Genomic DNA, 12,998 nt, shown 5'->3' on the forward strand with positions numbered 1-12,998 from the left:
TCTATATTGGATGTGCCGACGCCTTCGCGGGTAAGCCTCGCTCCTACAAGGTCGGATCACATCCGGAACACGCCGAAGCGGCTCGGTTCGATAGGCGCATTCAGCGACGCCGACAAGGCCAGGGCCAACACGTCGCGGGTTTGCGCCGGGTCGATGACTCCGTCGTCCCACAGCCGGGCGCTGGAGTAGTAGGGATGCCCCTGTTCTTCGTACTGATCGAGAATCGGTTGCTTGATCTCGGCTTCCTGCTCGGCGCTGAAACCATGGCCACTGCGCTCGGCCTGCTCACGCTTGACCTGCACCAGCACGCCCGCCGCCTGTTCGGCCCCCATCACGCCGATCCGTGCGTTCGGCCACATCCACAGGAAGCGTGGATCGTACGCCCGACCGCACATGCCGTAGTTACCGGCACCGAAGCTGCCACCGATGATCACGGTGAATTTCGGCACTTTGGCGCAGGCCACGGCGGTGACCAGTTTCGCGCCGTGCTTGGCGATGCCGCCTGCTTCGTATTTCTGACCGACCATGAAACCGGTGATGTTTTGCAGAAACAGCAACGGAATGCCGCGCTGGCAGGCCAGTTCGATGAAGTGCGCGCCTTTCTGCGCGGCTTCGGCGAAGAGGATGCCGTTGTTGGCGAGGATCGCGATCGGATAACCGTGCAGGTGGGCAAACCCGCACACCAACGTCGTGCCGAACAATGCCTTGAACTCATCGAACACCGAGCCGTCCACCAGTCGCGAAATCACTTCGCGCACGTCGAACGGTTGCTTGGCATCTGCCGAGACCACGCCGTACAACTCGTCGCTGCTGTACAGCGGCGCGATTGGCGTGCGTTGTTGCAGTTCACCGAGCTTGCGCCAGTTGAGATTGGCAACGCTGCGTCGGGCCAATGCGAGGGCGTGTTCATCACTCTCGGCGTAGTGGTCGGCGACACCGGAAATCTTGCAGTGCACATCGGCCCCACCGAGGTCTTCGGCGCTGACTACTTCACCCGTCGCGGCCTTCACCAGCGGTGGGCCGGCGAGGAAAATCGTTGCCTGCTGACGAACCATGATCGCTTCATCGGCCATCGCCGGTACGTAGGCGCCACCGGCGGTGCAGGAGCCCATGACCACCGCAATCTGCGGAATGCCCATGGCGCTCATGTTGGCCTGGTTGAAGAAGATCCGCCCGAAGTGTTCGCGGTCCGGGAACACTTCATCCTGACGCGGCAGGTTGGCGCCGCCGGAGTCCACCAGGTAGATGCAGGGCAGGCGATTTTGCTGGGCGATGGTTTGCGCGCGCAGGTGTTTTTTCACCGTCAGCGGGTAATACGAGCCACCTTTCACGGTGGCATCGTTGGCGACGATCATGCATTCGACGCCTTCCACCCGGCCGATACCGGCAATCACGCCAGCGGCGGGAACGTCTTCGCCGTACACCGCGTAGGCGGCCAGTTGGCTGATCTCGAGAAACGGCGAGCCGGGATCGAGCAGACGATTGATCCGTTCACGGGGCAGCAGTTTGCCCCGCGAGGTGTGGCGTTCTTGAGCCTTCGGGCCACCACCTTGCTGCACTTGCGCGAGCAGGGTGTGCAGGGCGTCGACCTGTTTGAGCATCGCCGCGCTGTTGGCCGCGAACTCCGCTGAACGGGGGTTGAGCTGGGTATGCAGGATAGCCATGGACAGCTCCGTTTAGCGGGTTTCGTTGAACAGTTCGCGACCGATCAGCATGCGACGGATCTCACTGGTGCCGGCGCCGATTTCATACAGCTTGGCGTCACGCAGCAGACGACCGGCCGGGAATTCGTTGATGTAGCCGTTGCCGCCGAGAATCTGGATCGCGTCGAGGGCCATTCGGGTGGCGCATTCTGCGCTGTAGAGGATGACTCCGGCGGCGTCCTTGCGGGCGGTTTCGCCGCGTTCGCACGCTTGGGCCACCGCATAAAGGTAGGCGCGGCTGGCGTTGAGTTGGGTGTACATGTCAGCAACTTTGCCCTGGATCAGCTGGAATTCACCGATGCTCTGGCCGAACTGTTTGCGGTCGTGGATGTACGGAACGATCAGGTCCATGCAGGCCTGCATGATCCCGGTCGGGCCGCCAGACAGGACAACGCGTTCGTAATCGAGGCCGCTCATCAGCACTTTCACGCCGCCGTTGAGCACGCCGAGGATGTTTTCTTCCGGCACTTCGACGTCATCGAAAAACAGCTCGCAGGTATTCGAGCCGCGCATGCCGAGCTTGTCGAACTTGTTGCTGCGGCTGAAGCCTTTCCAGTCACGCTCGACGATGAACGCGGTGATGCCGTGCGGGCCTTTTTCCAGGTCGGTCTTGGCGTAGATCACGTAGGTGTTGGCGTCAGGGCCGTTGGTGATCCAGGTCTTGCTGCCGTTGAGCACGTAATGGTCGCCGCGTTTGTCGGCGCGCAGCTTCATCGACACCACGTCGGAACCGGCATTCGGTTCGCTCATGGCCAGGGCGCCGATGTGCTCGCCGCTGATCAGTTTCGGCAGGTATTTGCTTTTCTGTTCGTGAGTGCCGTTGCGGTTGATCTGGTTGACGCAGAGGTTGGAGTGGGCGCCGTAGGACAGCGCAACCGAGGCCGAACCACGGCTGATTTCTTCCATGGCGACGACGTGCGCCAGGTAACCCAGGCCAGCACCGCCGTACTCTTCCGGCACGGTAATGCCGAGCAGGCCCATGTCGCCGAATTTGCGCCACAGGTCGGCGGGGAACAGGTTGTCGATGTCGATCTGAGCGGCGCGCGGGGCGATCTCTTTGGCGACGAAGGACTGAACCTGATCGCGCAGCATGTCGATGGTTTCACCGAGGGCAAAGTTCAGGGATGGGTAGCTCATGGGGCACCTTTTGGCATTTTTGTAGGGTGGGGAGGGCAGTGATTCGGCTCTCACCTTTACGTTAACGTAAGCCTGTGACGAATGGCTGTCAATCACCCTTTACGTTAACGTCAACTTGAGCGAGAGTAGAGCCAGTTCAAGATAGAAAAGCGGACCAACCCTGTGGGAGCGAGCCTGCTCGCGAAAGCGTCGGATCAGTCGACATCAATGTTGAATGTTCGGCCGCTTCGCGAGCAGGCTCGCTCCCACGGGTGACCGTCGGCAGCCCATTAAAAAAGACAACAGGGGTCGTCATGGATCAACCCAGTGCAAGCCCGCAGCGCAGCTATACCCGTGGTTCCCAGGATAAAGCCTTGCTGGCGATGACCATCGGTCAGGCGTTCGATAACACAGTCGCGCAATACCCGAACGGGGAGGCGCTGGTCGTGCGCCATCAGCAGCTGCGCTACACCTGGCAGCAGTTGTCAGAGGCCGTCGACGTGCATGCCAGAGCACTTTTGGCGTTGGGCTTGCAAACCGGTGACCGGCTCGGCATCTGGGCACCGAACTGCGCCCAATGGTGCATCAGCCAGTTTGCCAGCGCGAAAATCGGTGTGATTCTGGTCAACATCAACCCGGCTTACCGCAGCTCCGAGCTCGAATACGTGTTGAAGCAATCGGGTTGCCAATGGCTGGTCTGTGCCGGGGCCTTCAAGACCTCCGACTACCATGGCATGTTGCAAGGGCTGGTACCGGAATTGGCGGAGCAATCCATCGGCCAGTTGCAGAGCGAACGCCTGCCGGAACTGCGCGGGGTGGTCAGCCTGGATGCGCAGCCGCCCTCGGGTTTTCTGCCGTGGTCGCAGTTGGCCGATCTGGCGGCCAGCGTGTCGGTCGAGCAATTGCGCGAACGCCAGGACAGCCTGTATTTCGACCAGGCGGTAAACATCCAGTACACCTCTGGCACCACCGGTTTCCCCAAGGGCGCGACCCTCAGTCACTACAACATTCTCAACAACGGTTACATGGTCGGCGAAAGCCTCGGGCTGACGGCCAATGATCGGCTGGTGATTCCGGTGCCGCTGTATCACTGCTTCGGCATGGTCATGGGCAACCTCGGCTGCGTCACCCACGCCAGCACCATGATTTACCCCAACGATGCCTTCGATCCGCTGCTGACCCTGACTGCCGTCGCCGAAGAAAAGGCGACTGCGCTTTACGGTGTACCGACCATGTTCATCGCCATGCTCGATCAGCCCCAGCGCGCCGAGTTCGATTTGTCGAGCCTGCGCACCGGGATCATGGCCGGGGCAACGTGCCCCATCGAGGTGATGCGCCGGGTTATCAACGAAATGCACATGAGCGAAGTGCAGATTGCCTACGGCATGACGGAAACAAGTCCGGTGTCTTTACAGACCGGTCCGTCAGACGAGCTGGAATTGCGCGTCACCACCGTCGGCCGCACCCAGCCGCAACTGGAAAGCAAGATCATCGACGAGGCGGGCAACCTGGTGCCACGCGGCACCATCGGCGAGCTGTGCACTCGGGGTTACAGCGTGATGCTCGGCTACTGGAATAACCCGCAAGGCACCGCTGAGGCTATCGATCAGGCGGGCTGGATGCACACCGGCGATCTGGCGAGCATGAACGACGAAGGCTACGTGCGCATCGCCGGGCGTAACAAAGACATGATCATCCGCGGCGGTGAGAATGTTTACCCAAGAGAACTGGAAGAGTTCTTCTTCACCCACCCGGCGATAGCCGACGTGCAGGTGATCGGCATTCCTTGCTCCCGGTACGGCGAAGAAATCGTCGCCTGGATCAAATTCCACCCCGGCCACAGCGCCACCGAGCAGGAACTGCAAGCCTGGTGCAAGGAGCGCATCGCACACTTCAAGACACCGCGTTACTTCAAGTTCGTCGAGGAGTTTCCGATGACGGTGACTGGCAAGATCCAGAAGTTTCGGATGCGCGAGATCAGTATCGAGGAGCTGCGAGGTAATCACGCCTGACCACAATTCCTTGTGGGAGCGAGCCTGCTCGCGATGACGGCAGCACATCCAATATAGATGTCGACTGAACCACCGCTATCGCGAGCAGGCTCGCTCCCACAGGGGGGCGCAGTGGAAATGGCAAACATGATAAAGCACAAAGGGGAGCCGAAGCTCCCCTTTAATTTTGTCGTACGTGCTCTTTTTTTATTATTGAGGGGCGGTCTGTTGTTGTTTTTGGCAACCGTGGCCCTTTACCGCTGTTTTTGTCGATCCCCATCCGGGATCAAGAGCAAACGTATTTTTTTGAGCGCTGATCTACTTTTTCGCCAAGCGATCCAACCAGTTCGGGAGCTACCTGAAGGTAGTTTTATTGTTCTCTGCCCGGTTGCGGGTTACTTCGAAAAGCACCCTGAAAAGCACACCTTCTCCAAAAAAATCTGTTAGCTGCGTCTCTGCCGTGTTGTTCTTGTTATGTCAGAGTCGTTACGTCTTATTTTTATTGGTTTGCAGTTTTTATTCTTGTTATGCCATAGAGATAGCAGAAGCCGTGCCAACTTTTAAAAACCCTTTAAATTCAATGCTTTGAGTTTTTAGTAAGATTTTTCATCCAACCCAAACCCGACAATTTGTTTCCGTGTTACTCGTTTCCGCCCCACGTCTCAGAACACGCGGTAACACCCGGACACATCGATACTGTCACTGCGCGCTGCGGGCCTTGGCCACGCGCGAGCCGGTAGGGCGCCCCAACACCGCGCAAATCTGCTGGCCGGCTCGAATCAAGGCGTCCAGGTCGATTCCGGTCTCGATGCCCAGGCCGTTGAGCAGGTAAACCACGTCTTCGGTCGCGACGTTACCGCTGGCGCCCTTGGCGTACGGGCAGCCCCCGAGGCCGGCGATGGAGCTGTCGAACACCGCGATGCCTTCCAGCAGGCTGGCGTAGATGTTGGCCATGGCCTGGCCATAGGTATCGTGAAAGTGCCCGGCCAGTTTTTCACGTGGTACATCGGCCGACACCACTTCGAACATCTTGCGGGTCGCGCCGGCGGTGCCGGTGCCGATGGTGTCACCCAGGGAGACTTCGTAGCAGCCCATGGCGTAAAGCTCGCGCGCCACCCGGGCGACTTGTGCAGGTGCGACGTCACCTTCATAAGGGCAGCCCAGCACGCAGGACACGTAACCGCGCACACTGACACCGTGTTGCTTGGCGGCGTCCATGATCGGCACGAACCGCTCCAGACTCTCGCTGATCGAGCAGTTGATGTTGCGCTGGGAAAACGCTTCGGACGCTGCGGCAAACACGGCGACTTCCTTGACCCCGGCGGCGATGGCGTCTTCAAAGCCCCGCAGGTTGGGGGCGAGGGCGCCATAGGTGACGCCCGGCTTGCGCCGGATCTGCGCGAAGACCTCGGCGGAGCCAGCCATTTGCGGCACCCATTTGGGCGAGACGAAACTGCCGACTTCTATATAGCCCAGGCCGGCGGCGGTCAGTGCGTCGACCAGTTGCACCTTGTCCGCAACGCTGATGGGTTGGGCTTCGTTTTGCAGGCCGTCGCGGGGGCCGACTTCGACCAGGCGTACGTGGGTGGGTAGGGACATGGAGTTGACCTGTGTTGATTGTCTGAATGTTCAGAGAACCCTGTGGGAGCGAGCCTGCTCGCGATAGCGCCGGGTCAGTCGACATAAGTGTTGAATGCGCTACCGCCATCGCGAGCAGGCTCGCTCCCACAATGGAATGGTTAAACCGCTTGCTGGCTCTTGATCGTTTGCTCCAGCGCCTGGGTACAGCGCTCTTCGGCCGTGTCGAGTTCCAGTTTCATCTGTTCGATGTCCAGCAGTTGCTGTTCGAGTTGTTCCCGACGCTCGGCGATTTTCGCCAGCATGCTGTGCAATTGCTTGGTGTTACCGCTGGAGGGGTCATAGAGCTCGATCAGTTCGCGGCATTCGGCCAGGGAAAAACCAATGCGTTTGCCCCGCAGGATCAGTTTCAGGCTGACCTTGTCACGGGGCGAATAAATGCGTTCCTGGCCACGACGCTCGGGGCTGAGCAGGCCTTGCTCTTCATAGAAGCGAATGGCCCGGGTGGTGATGTCGAGCTCGCGGGCGAGGTCGGAAATGCTATAGGTCTGGCTGCTCATGGAAGCGCTCGAAAAAGGTCATGGCGCTAAGCTAATGGCAGGTTGACGTTTACGTCAAGCGGCATGGATTTTCAGTGTGCTTGCAGGCCTCATCGCGAGCAGGCTCGCTCCCACAGTAGCTCTACGGTGAACACAACATTTGTGTGAAACAGAGATTCCCTGTGGGAGCGAGCCTGCTCGCGATGAGGGCGCCGCGGCCCCTACACCTTATCGAGCTTCTTCTCATGCGCCGTGACCTGTTGGCACAACTCGATCATCTGCTCACGCATCCAGCGGTTAGCCGGGTCCTGGTCGGTGCTTTCATGCCAATAGAGATGAGTTTCCACCGGCGGAACGTCGTTGACCGGCAGGTTCACGGAGTACAAATCATGGCGACGGGCGAAGCGTTCCGGCACGGTCATGACCATATCGGTCTGCTGCAACACCTGGGACGCCATCAGGTAATGCTGAGAGCGCAGGGCGATCTTGCGCTGGATGCCCATTTTGCCCAGGGCCAGGTCGACATAGCCCAGACCGCTGCGGCGGCTGGAAATATGGATGTGGGTCAGCGACAGGTAATCGTCGAGGGTGAACTTCTCTTTGCCCGCCAACGGATGCCCCTTGCGCATGGCGCACACGTAACGGTCCTCCATCAACTTGACGTGACGCACTTGCGGGTCAGTGTTGAGCGGCGCATCCACCGCGAAATCGAGACGCCCGGCCGCCAGTTCCTTGGTGGTTTCCCGACGTTTGGACAGAAAGCTTTCGATGATCACCGTCGGCGCCAGGCGACGCAGGCGCTGGAACAGCGGCGGCAGGATCACCGCCTCAGTGAGGTCGGTCATGCTGATGCGATAGGTCTTGACCGCCTGCAACGGGTTGAAAATGCGGCTTTCCTGCACCGACACCCGCAGCAGGGAGAGGGCATTACGCACCGGGCCGATGATGTTTTGCGCCATTGGCGTCGGCACCATGCCTTGGGCGGTGCGCACGAAAAGCGGATCGTTGAAGGTCTCGCGCAGGCGGGCCAGAGCGTTCGAGACTGCCGGTTGAGTAATGCCGACAATCTGCCCGGCGCGAGTCAGGTTGGCTTCGGTGTAGATCGCGTCGAAGACGATGAAAAGGTTGAGGTCGACCTTGCTCAGATTCATTGCACTGCGCTCTCTGCTCTTGTTTTAGGAAGGTAGCTCGATCAGTCGATCATATATCGGTGATGAATGTTAATACACGCCGAGAATAGGCTAGGTAAATTATCAACGCTGTTCTAGCATCGATTGCATGACCTGAACAACTCCTCTGAACCCTCTGTTAAAAAGGTAGAGCTGCCATGGATTTCGCTTATTCGCCCAAGGTCCAGGAACTGCGTGAGCGCGTGACCGCGTTCATGGACACCTACGTTTATCCCGCCGAAGCGGTGTTCGAACGCCAGGTCGCCGAGGGTGATCGCTGGCAGCCGACGGCGATCATGGAAGAACTCAAACTCAAGGCCAAAGCTGAAGGCTTGTGGAATTTGTTTCTGCCTGAATCCGAACTCGGCGCCGGCCTGACCAACCTCGAATATGCGCCACTGGCGGAAATCATGGGCCGCTCGCTGCTGGGCCCTGAACCGTTCAACTGCTCCGCGCCGGACACTGGCAACATGGAAGTGCTGGTGCGTTACGCCAATGAAGAACAGAAACAACGCTGGCTCGAACCGCTGTTGCGCGGCGAGATCCGTTCCGCGTTCGCCATGACCGAACCGGACGTGGCCTCATCCGACGCCACCAACATGGCCGCCCGTGCCGTGCGTGATGGCGACGAGTGGGTGATCAACGGCAAGAAATGGTGGACGTCGGGTGCTTGCGATCCACGCTGCAAGATTCTGATTTTCATGGGCCTGAGCAACCCGGATGCACCGCGCCATGCGCAGCACTCGATGATTCTGGTGCCGGTGGATGCCCCGGGCGTGAAGATTGTGCGTCCGTTGCCGGTGTTCGGTTACGACGACGCGCCTCACGGCCACGCCGAAGTGCTGTTCGAAAACGTCCGGGTGCCGTACGAAAACGTCCTGTTGGGTGAAGGACGCGGCTTCGAAATTGCTCAGGGTCGCCTTGGCCCGGGCCGGATTCACCACTGCATGCGTTCGATCGGCATGGCCGAGCGTGCGCTGGAGCTGATGTGCAAACGTGCGGTCAACCGCACCGCATTCGGCAAACCCCTGGCGCGGCTGGGCGGTAACATCGACAAAATCGCCGACTCGCGGATGGAGATCGACATGGCGCGACTGCTGACATTGAAAGCGGCGTACATGATGGACACCGTCGGCAACAAGGTGGCGAAGAGCGAAATCGCACAGATCAAAGTCGTTGCGCCGAACGTGGCATTGCGGGTGATCGATCGGGCGATCCAGATCCATGGCGGGGCAGGGGTTTCCAACGATTTCCCGCTGGCCTACATGTATGCCATGCAACGCACCCTGCGCCTGGCCGACGGCCCGGATGAAGTGCACCGCGCGGCGATCGGCAAGTTCGAGATCGGCAAATATGTGCCGAAGGAGATGATGCGCAGCGGGCAGTAACACCGCGTCATCGTTCTTCGCGGGCAAGCCCGCTCCCACAGTGTCCGTGTCGTACACAAAATCTGTGAACACCACTGCAACTGTGGGAGCGGGCTTGCCCGCGATGGCGTCGGCCCATTCAACCCATCAACATCAGACTCAATACACCCAAACCTCAACCCGCCGATTCTTGATCCGCCCCTCATCCCCGCTGTTGGCCGCCACCGGCATTTCGGCACCGAAACCGCGAATCTCGCGAAACACCACGCCGCTTTTCACCAATTCTCGCCGCACCGCCATGGCCCGCAGCTTCGACAGCAAGTCGGCCCGCGCCGGGTCGCTCTTGGCGTCGCCAAACCCTGCCAGCGTCACCTGTCGATTGGTTTTGTCGTGCTGCTTTATATAGTCGAGCACCCGCGACAAGTCCTGTCGGGCCTTGTTGTCCAGTGTTGCGCTGCCTTCTTCGAAGCGAAAATTCACCGTCAGCCGCTGGGCATGGCGGCTGAGCGCCTGATAACCCTCTGGCATCAATGCATTTGGCGTGACCGCCATGGCCTGAACGGTCTGAGCGATAAAACCATTGGCGGCGACGATCGCCTGGCCTTTATTGCTTTGGGCGAATTTCACCAAGGCCTGGGCCCAGGGATTTTTCCCATTTGGCGGTAGGTAAAAGAACAGCCGACGGGACAACGGGTAATCTTCCGTCGCGATCAGGCTATTGAGCGGCAGCATGGCCTGGGAGTCGCCATCGACAATGGCCACGGCTTTGGCCTGGCGCACATAAGGCAAACCGATGAAGCCAATGCCTTGCGGGTCCAGACTGACGGCGTCGGACAATTGTTCGCTGGATTCGAATCGTTTCGCGTTGGTGCTCAGCGTTTTCCCATGCGGGCTGAGGACCAGTTCCTTGAACGTGTCATAGGTGCCCGATTGATCATCCCGCGCATAGAGATGAATCGTCCCGCCGGTGCCGCCGAGTGCTTCCCAGGTTTTCGCTTCACCGCTGAAGATTCGCGCCAGTTGTACGGTGTCAAGTTGCTTCAGCGGATTGTGCGGATGAAGGATGATTGCCAGCCCATCGATGGCGATGACCTGCTCGGCTGCCGGGCTTTTCAGGTCGCCCAGCGGTTCAAGATCCGCCCGTTCACTGTCCTTGATCGGACGCGACGACGCCGCGAGATCGGCAGAGGCAATTTTCAGGGCTTTGAACCCGGTGCTGGAACCATGGGCCGCGACCTCCACCTCGACTCGGTGTCCCTGAACGGTTTCGCCGACGATGCGTTGTTCATTGGCTTTGTCCGGGACTTCGCGATGAACCTTGAGCAGGCCCTGTTCGCGCATCATCCCCTCGACCAGCGCCGGGCCCAATGCCGCGCCAATGGTATTGGAGCCCTGGATGCGCAGCACCGGGCCACGTTCGGGCGTCGGCAAATCGCCGGCCGACACCGTCAAGGGCAGCACGGTGGCGAGCATCCACAGGAACAACATGCGCAGCGTCATGCGGCACCTTATAAGCCAAAGAAAGTGCCGGGAGAATAAGACAGTAAGGTTTCTGAACGATGACAGTTACCAAGTGTGGGAGCGGGCTTGCTCGCGAAGGCGATCGATCATTCAACATTGATGTCGACTGACCCACCGCCTTCGCGAGCAAGCCCGCTTCCACATTAGCTTTGTGTAGATTTGTAGGATTAGCTCAACTCAAGCCAGATCGGCGCATGATCGGAGGGTTTTTCCATCCCGCGCAGATCGTAATCCACGCCGGCATCCCTCACTCGCGGCAACAATCCATGGGATGTCAGGATCAGGTCAATCCGCAGCCCGCGCTTGGGCTCATCCTCAAAACCGCGGCTGCGGTAGTCGAACCAGCTGAAACGGTCGGCAACGTCCGGGTTCAGGTGACGGAAGCTGTCCACCAGGCCCCAGTTCTTCAGGCGGGCCATCCATTCGCGTTCCTCGGGCAGGAAACTGCATTTGCCGGTTTTCAGCCAGCGTTTCATGTTGTCCGGGCCGATACCGATGTCGCAGTCTTCCGGAGAAATATTTACGTCGCCCATCACCACAACGGGCTGTTCATTGCTGAACCGGCTTTCCAGCAACTGCTGCAAATCGCTGTAAAAACGTTCCTTGGCCGGGAATTTGGTGGGGTGATCGCGACTTTCGCCCTGTGGGAAATAGCCGTTCATGATGGTCACCGGCACGCCATTGGCGTCGGCGAACGTGCCCCAGATGAAACGCCGCTGAGCGTCTTCTTCGTCAGTGGTAAACCCCTTGTACAGGGCAAGCGGCGCCTGACGCGACAGCAGGGCGACGCCGTAGTGGCCCTTTTGCCCATGGAAATGCACGTGATAACCCAGCGCCTGGACCTCAGCGAGTGGAAACTGATCGTCATGGACCTTGGTTTCCTGCAACCCGATCACGTCCGGTTGATGCTTTTCGATCAGCGCCGCCAGCTGATGGGGGCGAGCGCGCAGCCCGTTGATGTTGAAGGAGACGATCTTCATGGTCGGCAGTCCTGGCAAAAATGCGATGCTAGCTGACATGTAGGAATGGGGCCAGCCTTGGGGTGAGGCGATTCGTTGTGTTCTGTCAGAGATGTGTTGGCAGATCGGGCCTCTTCGCGGGCAAGCCTCGCTCCTACAAGGTTCGCGTCGAGCCACGATTAAATGATCGACATCAAACTTGTAGGAGCGAGGCTTGCCCGCGAAGGCGTCAGCCCAGTCGATGAAGATCCTGGCTTGGTCTATACCTGTCAGGGGAACTGTGAAGCTACCCAAAGGCTCGTACCAATAAGAACGCGGCCTTCTGAGCCGCGCCCCAGGGGAGATCTACCGTTATGCCCGAAACCTCGACCGTCATTGCCGATATTCACATGCTCGACAGCGGCTATTCCCGCGAAGCACGCTCCCTGTTGTATCAGGCGTACCGGCACGAGCCGACATTCGGCTACCTGTTCGAAGCCGAACGCCCCGGTTATGAACAGCGGGTACGGGCAACGGTGCGCGAACTGGTCAAACAACACTTTCTGCAGGATTTGCCGGCCATTGGCCTGCTGGTCAATGACCGCTTGATTGGCATTGCCCTGATCGCACCGCCGCAACGCCGCCTGGGCATCACCGAAAGCTGGGCCTGGCGCCTGCGGATGGTACTTAGCACCGGTTTTCGCTGCACTCGACGCTACTTGGATTACCACGGCGCCGTGATGGCGTGCGTGCCGTCCGACGCGGTGCACGTCTTGCCATTACTGGGCGTTCATCCGCAATTTCAGGGCAAGCACTTCGGCGAACAATTGCTGCAAGCAGTCCATAACTGGTGCGCGGTCGATGAGCACTCCCAGGGCGTGATCCTCGACACCGGGAATCCTCGTTATCTTGAGTTCTATAAGCGTCAGGGCTACGAGGAAATCGGCGAAGTGGCCGTAGGGCCGATTCGTGAGCACGTGTTTTTCCACGCCAACCCGCAGGTGTTACAAACAGCAACGGCTTAAAGTAGAACTTTCGCGGCAGGTCAGGCTCTATCAGGCTCCCAAGCTCGTGAT

Annotated in this window: 10 protein-coding genes; 3 read left to right on the forward strand and 7 right to left on the reverse strand. The window is 59.4% G+C overall.

Annotation, left to right across the window (positions count from 1 at the left end; all coding sequences use genetic code 11):
* Positions 1-56: 56 nt before the first annotated feature.
* Positions 57-1,664 carry a carboxyl transferase domain-containing protein gene (locus KGB14_RS25575; RefSeq protein ID WP_223489830.1) on the reverse strand — a complete coding sequence of 536 codons (1,608 nt, stop codon included), beginning with the start codon at positions 1,662-1,664 and terminating at the stop codon, positions 57-59.
* A gap of 12 nt (positions 1,665-1,676) precedes the next feature.
* Positions 1,677-2,840: an isovaleryl-CoA dehydrogenase gene (locus tag KGB14_RS25580; protein ID WP_223489832.1), complete on the reverse strand. Its 1,164-nt coding sequence runs from the start codon at positions 2,838-2,840 to the stop codon at positions 1,677-1,679.
* Positions 2,841-3,133: 293 nt separating this feature from the next.
* Here KGB14_RS25580 and KGB14_RS25585 point away from each other — a divergent pair, with 293 nt between their 5' ends.
* A complete protein-coding gene (locus KGB14_RS25585; protein WP_223489834.1) occupies positions 3,134-4,831 on the forward strand; it encodes an AMP-binding protein in 1,698 nt (565 codons plus the stop codon).
* A 678-nt stretch (positions 4,832-5,509) separates the two neighbouring features.
* Here the strand turns inward: KGB14_RS25585 and KGB14_RS25590 are convergent.
* The 3 genes from KGB14_RS25590 to KGB14_RS25600 all read right to left on the reverse strand — a co-directional run bounded on the left by KGB14_RS25590 (position 5,510) and on the right by KGB14_RS25600 (position 8,078).
* Positions 5,510-6,409, reverse strand: a complete 900-nt coding sequence (locus KGB14_RS25590; protein ID WP_223489837.1) for a hydroxymethylglutaryl-CoA lyase — start codon at positions 6,407-6,409, stop codon at positions 5,510-5,512.
* Positions 6,410-6,549: 140 nt separating this feature from the next.
* Positions 6,550-6,948 (reverse strand): MerR family transcriptional regulator, encoded by a 399-nt coding sequence (locus tag KGB14_RS25595; RefSeq protein ID WP_052967733.1) that lies wholly within the window; start codon positions 6,946-6,948, stop codon positions 6,550-6,552.
* Positions 6,949-7,148: 200 nt separating this feature from the next.
* Entirely contained in the window at positions 7,149-8,078 is a 930-nt protein-coding gene (locus tag KGB14_RS25600) for a LysR family transcriptional regulator (RefSeq protein WP_223489839.1), read from the reverse strand.
* 176 nt (positions 8,079-8,254) lie between these two features.
* Here KGB14_RS25600 and KGB14_RS25605 point away from each other — a divergent pair, with 176 nt between their 5' ends.
* Positions 8,255-9,484, forward strand: coding sequence for an acyl-CoA dehydrogenase (locus KGB14_RS25605; RefSeq protein ID WP_095053146.1), 1,230 nt, complete (start codon positions 8,255-8,257; stop codon positions 9,482-9,484).
* A 138-nt stretch (positions 9,485-9,622) separates the two neighbouring features.
* On the opposite strand, the gene KGB14_RS25610 is transcribed toward KGB14_RS25605, so the two are convergent.
* Positions 9,623-10,963: a substrate-binding domain-containing protein gene (locus KGB14_RS25610; protein ID WP_223489841.1), complete on the reverse strand. Its 1,341-nt coding sequence runs from the start codon at positions 10,961-10,963 to the stop codon at positions 9,623-9,625.
* A 188-nt stretch (positions 10,964-11,151) separates the two neighbouring features.
* On the reverse strand, positions 11,152-11,964 hold the full coding sequence (gene xthA / locus KGB14_RS25615; protein WP_223489843.1) for an exodeoxyribonuclease III: 813 nt from the start codon (positions 11,962-11,964) through the stop codon (positions 11,152-11,154).
* A gap of 332 nt (positions 11,965-12,296) precedes the next feature.
* Between xthA and KGB14_RS25620 the strand changes: the two genes are divergently transcribed.
* Entirely contained in the window at positions 12,297-12,947 is a 651-nt protein-coding gene (locus tag KGB14_RS25620; RefSeq protein ID WP_223489845.1) for a GNAT family N-acetyltransferase, read from the forward strand.
* The last annotated feature ends 51 nt before the right edge of the window (positions 12,948-12,998 follow it).

The sequence above is a fragment of the Pseudomonas sp. A-RE-19 genome, assembly GCF_019956555.1.
GTDB lineage: Bacteria > Pseudomonadota > Gammaproteobacteria > Pseudomonadales > Pseudomonadaceae > Aquipseudomonas.

What these genes read in the sequence shown, in the direction of transcription:
- KGB14_RS25575 (WP_223489830.1), bottom strand. Translation starts at nt 1,664, where the DNA reads ATGGCTATCCTGCATACCCAGCTCAACCCCCGTTCAGCGGAGTTCGCG.
- KGB14_RS25580 (WP_223489832.1), bottom strand. Translation starts at nt 2,840, where the DNA reads ATGAGCTACCCATCCCTGAACTTTGCCCTCGGTGAAACCATCGACATG.
- KGB14_RS25585 (WP_223489834.1), top strand. Translation starts at nt 3,134, where the DNA reads ATGGATCAACCCAGTGCAAGCCCGCAGCGCAGCTATACCCGTGGTTCC.
- KGB14_RS25590 (WP_223489837.1), bottom strand. Translation starts at nt 6,409, where the DNA reads ATGTCCCTACCCACCCACGTACGCCTGGTCGAAGTCGGCCCCCGCGAC.
- KGB14_RS25595 (WP_052967733.1), bottom strand. Translation starts at nt 6,948, where the DNA reads ATGAGCAGCCAGACCTATAGCATTTCCGACCTCGCCCGCGAGCTCGAC.
- KGB14_RS25600 (WP_223489839.1), bottom strand. Translation starts at nt 8,078, where the DNA reads ATGAATCTGAGCAAGGTCGACCTCAACCTTTTCATCGTCTTCGACGCG.
- KGB14_RS25605 (WP_095053146.1), top strand. Translation starts at nt 8,255, where the DNA reads ATGGATTTCGCTTATTCGCCCAAGGTCCAGGAACTGCGTGAGCGCGTG.
- KGB14_RS25610 (WP_223489841.1), bottom strand. Translation starts at nt 10,963, where the DNA reads ATGACGCTGCGCATGTTGTTCCTGTGGATGCTCGCCACCGTGCTGCCC.
- xthA (WP_223489843.1), bottom strand. Translation starts at nt 11,964, where the DNA reads ATGAAGATCGTCTCCTTCAACATCAACGGGCTGCGCGCTCGCCCCCAT.
- KGB14_RS25620 (WP_223489845.1), top strand. Translation starts at nt 12,297, where the DNA reads ATGCCCGAAACCTCGACCGTCATTGCCGATATTCACATGCTCGACAGC.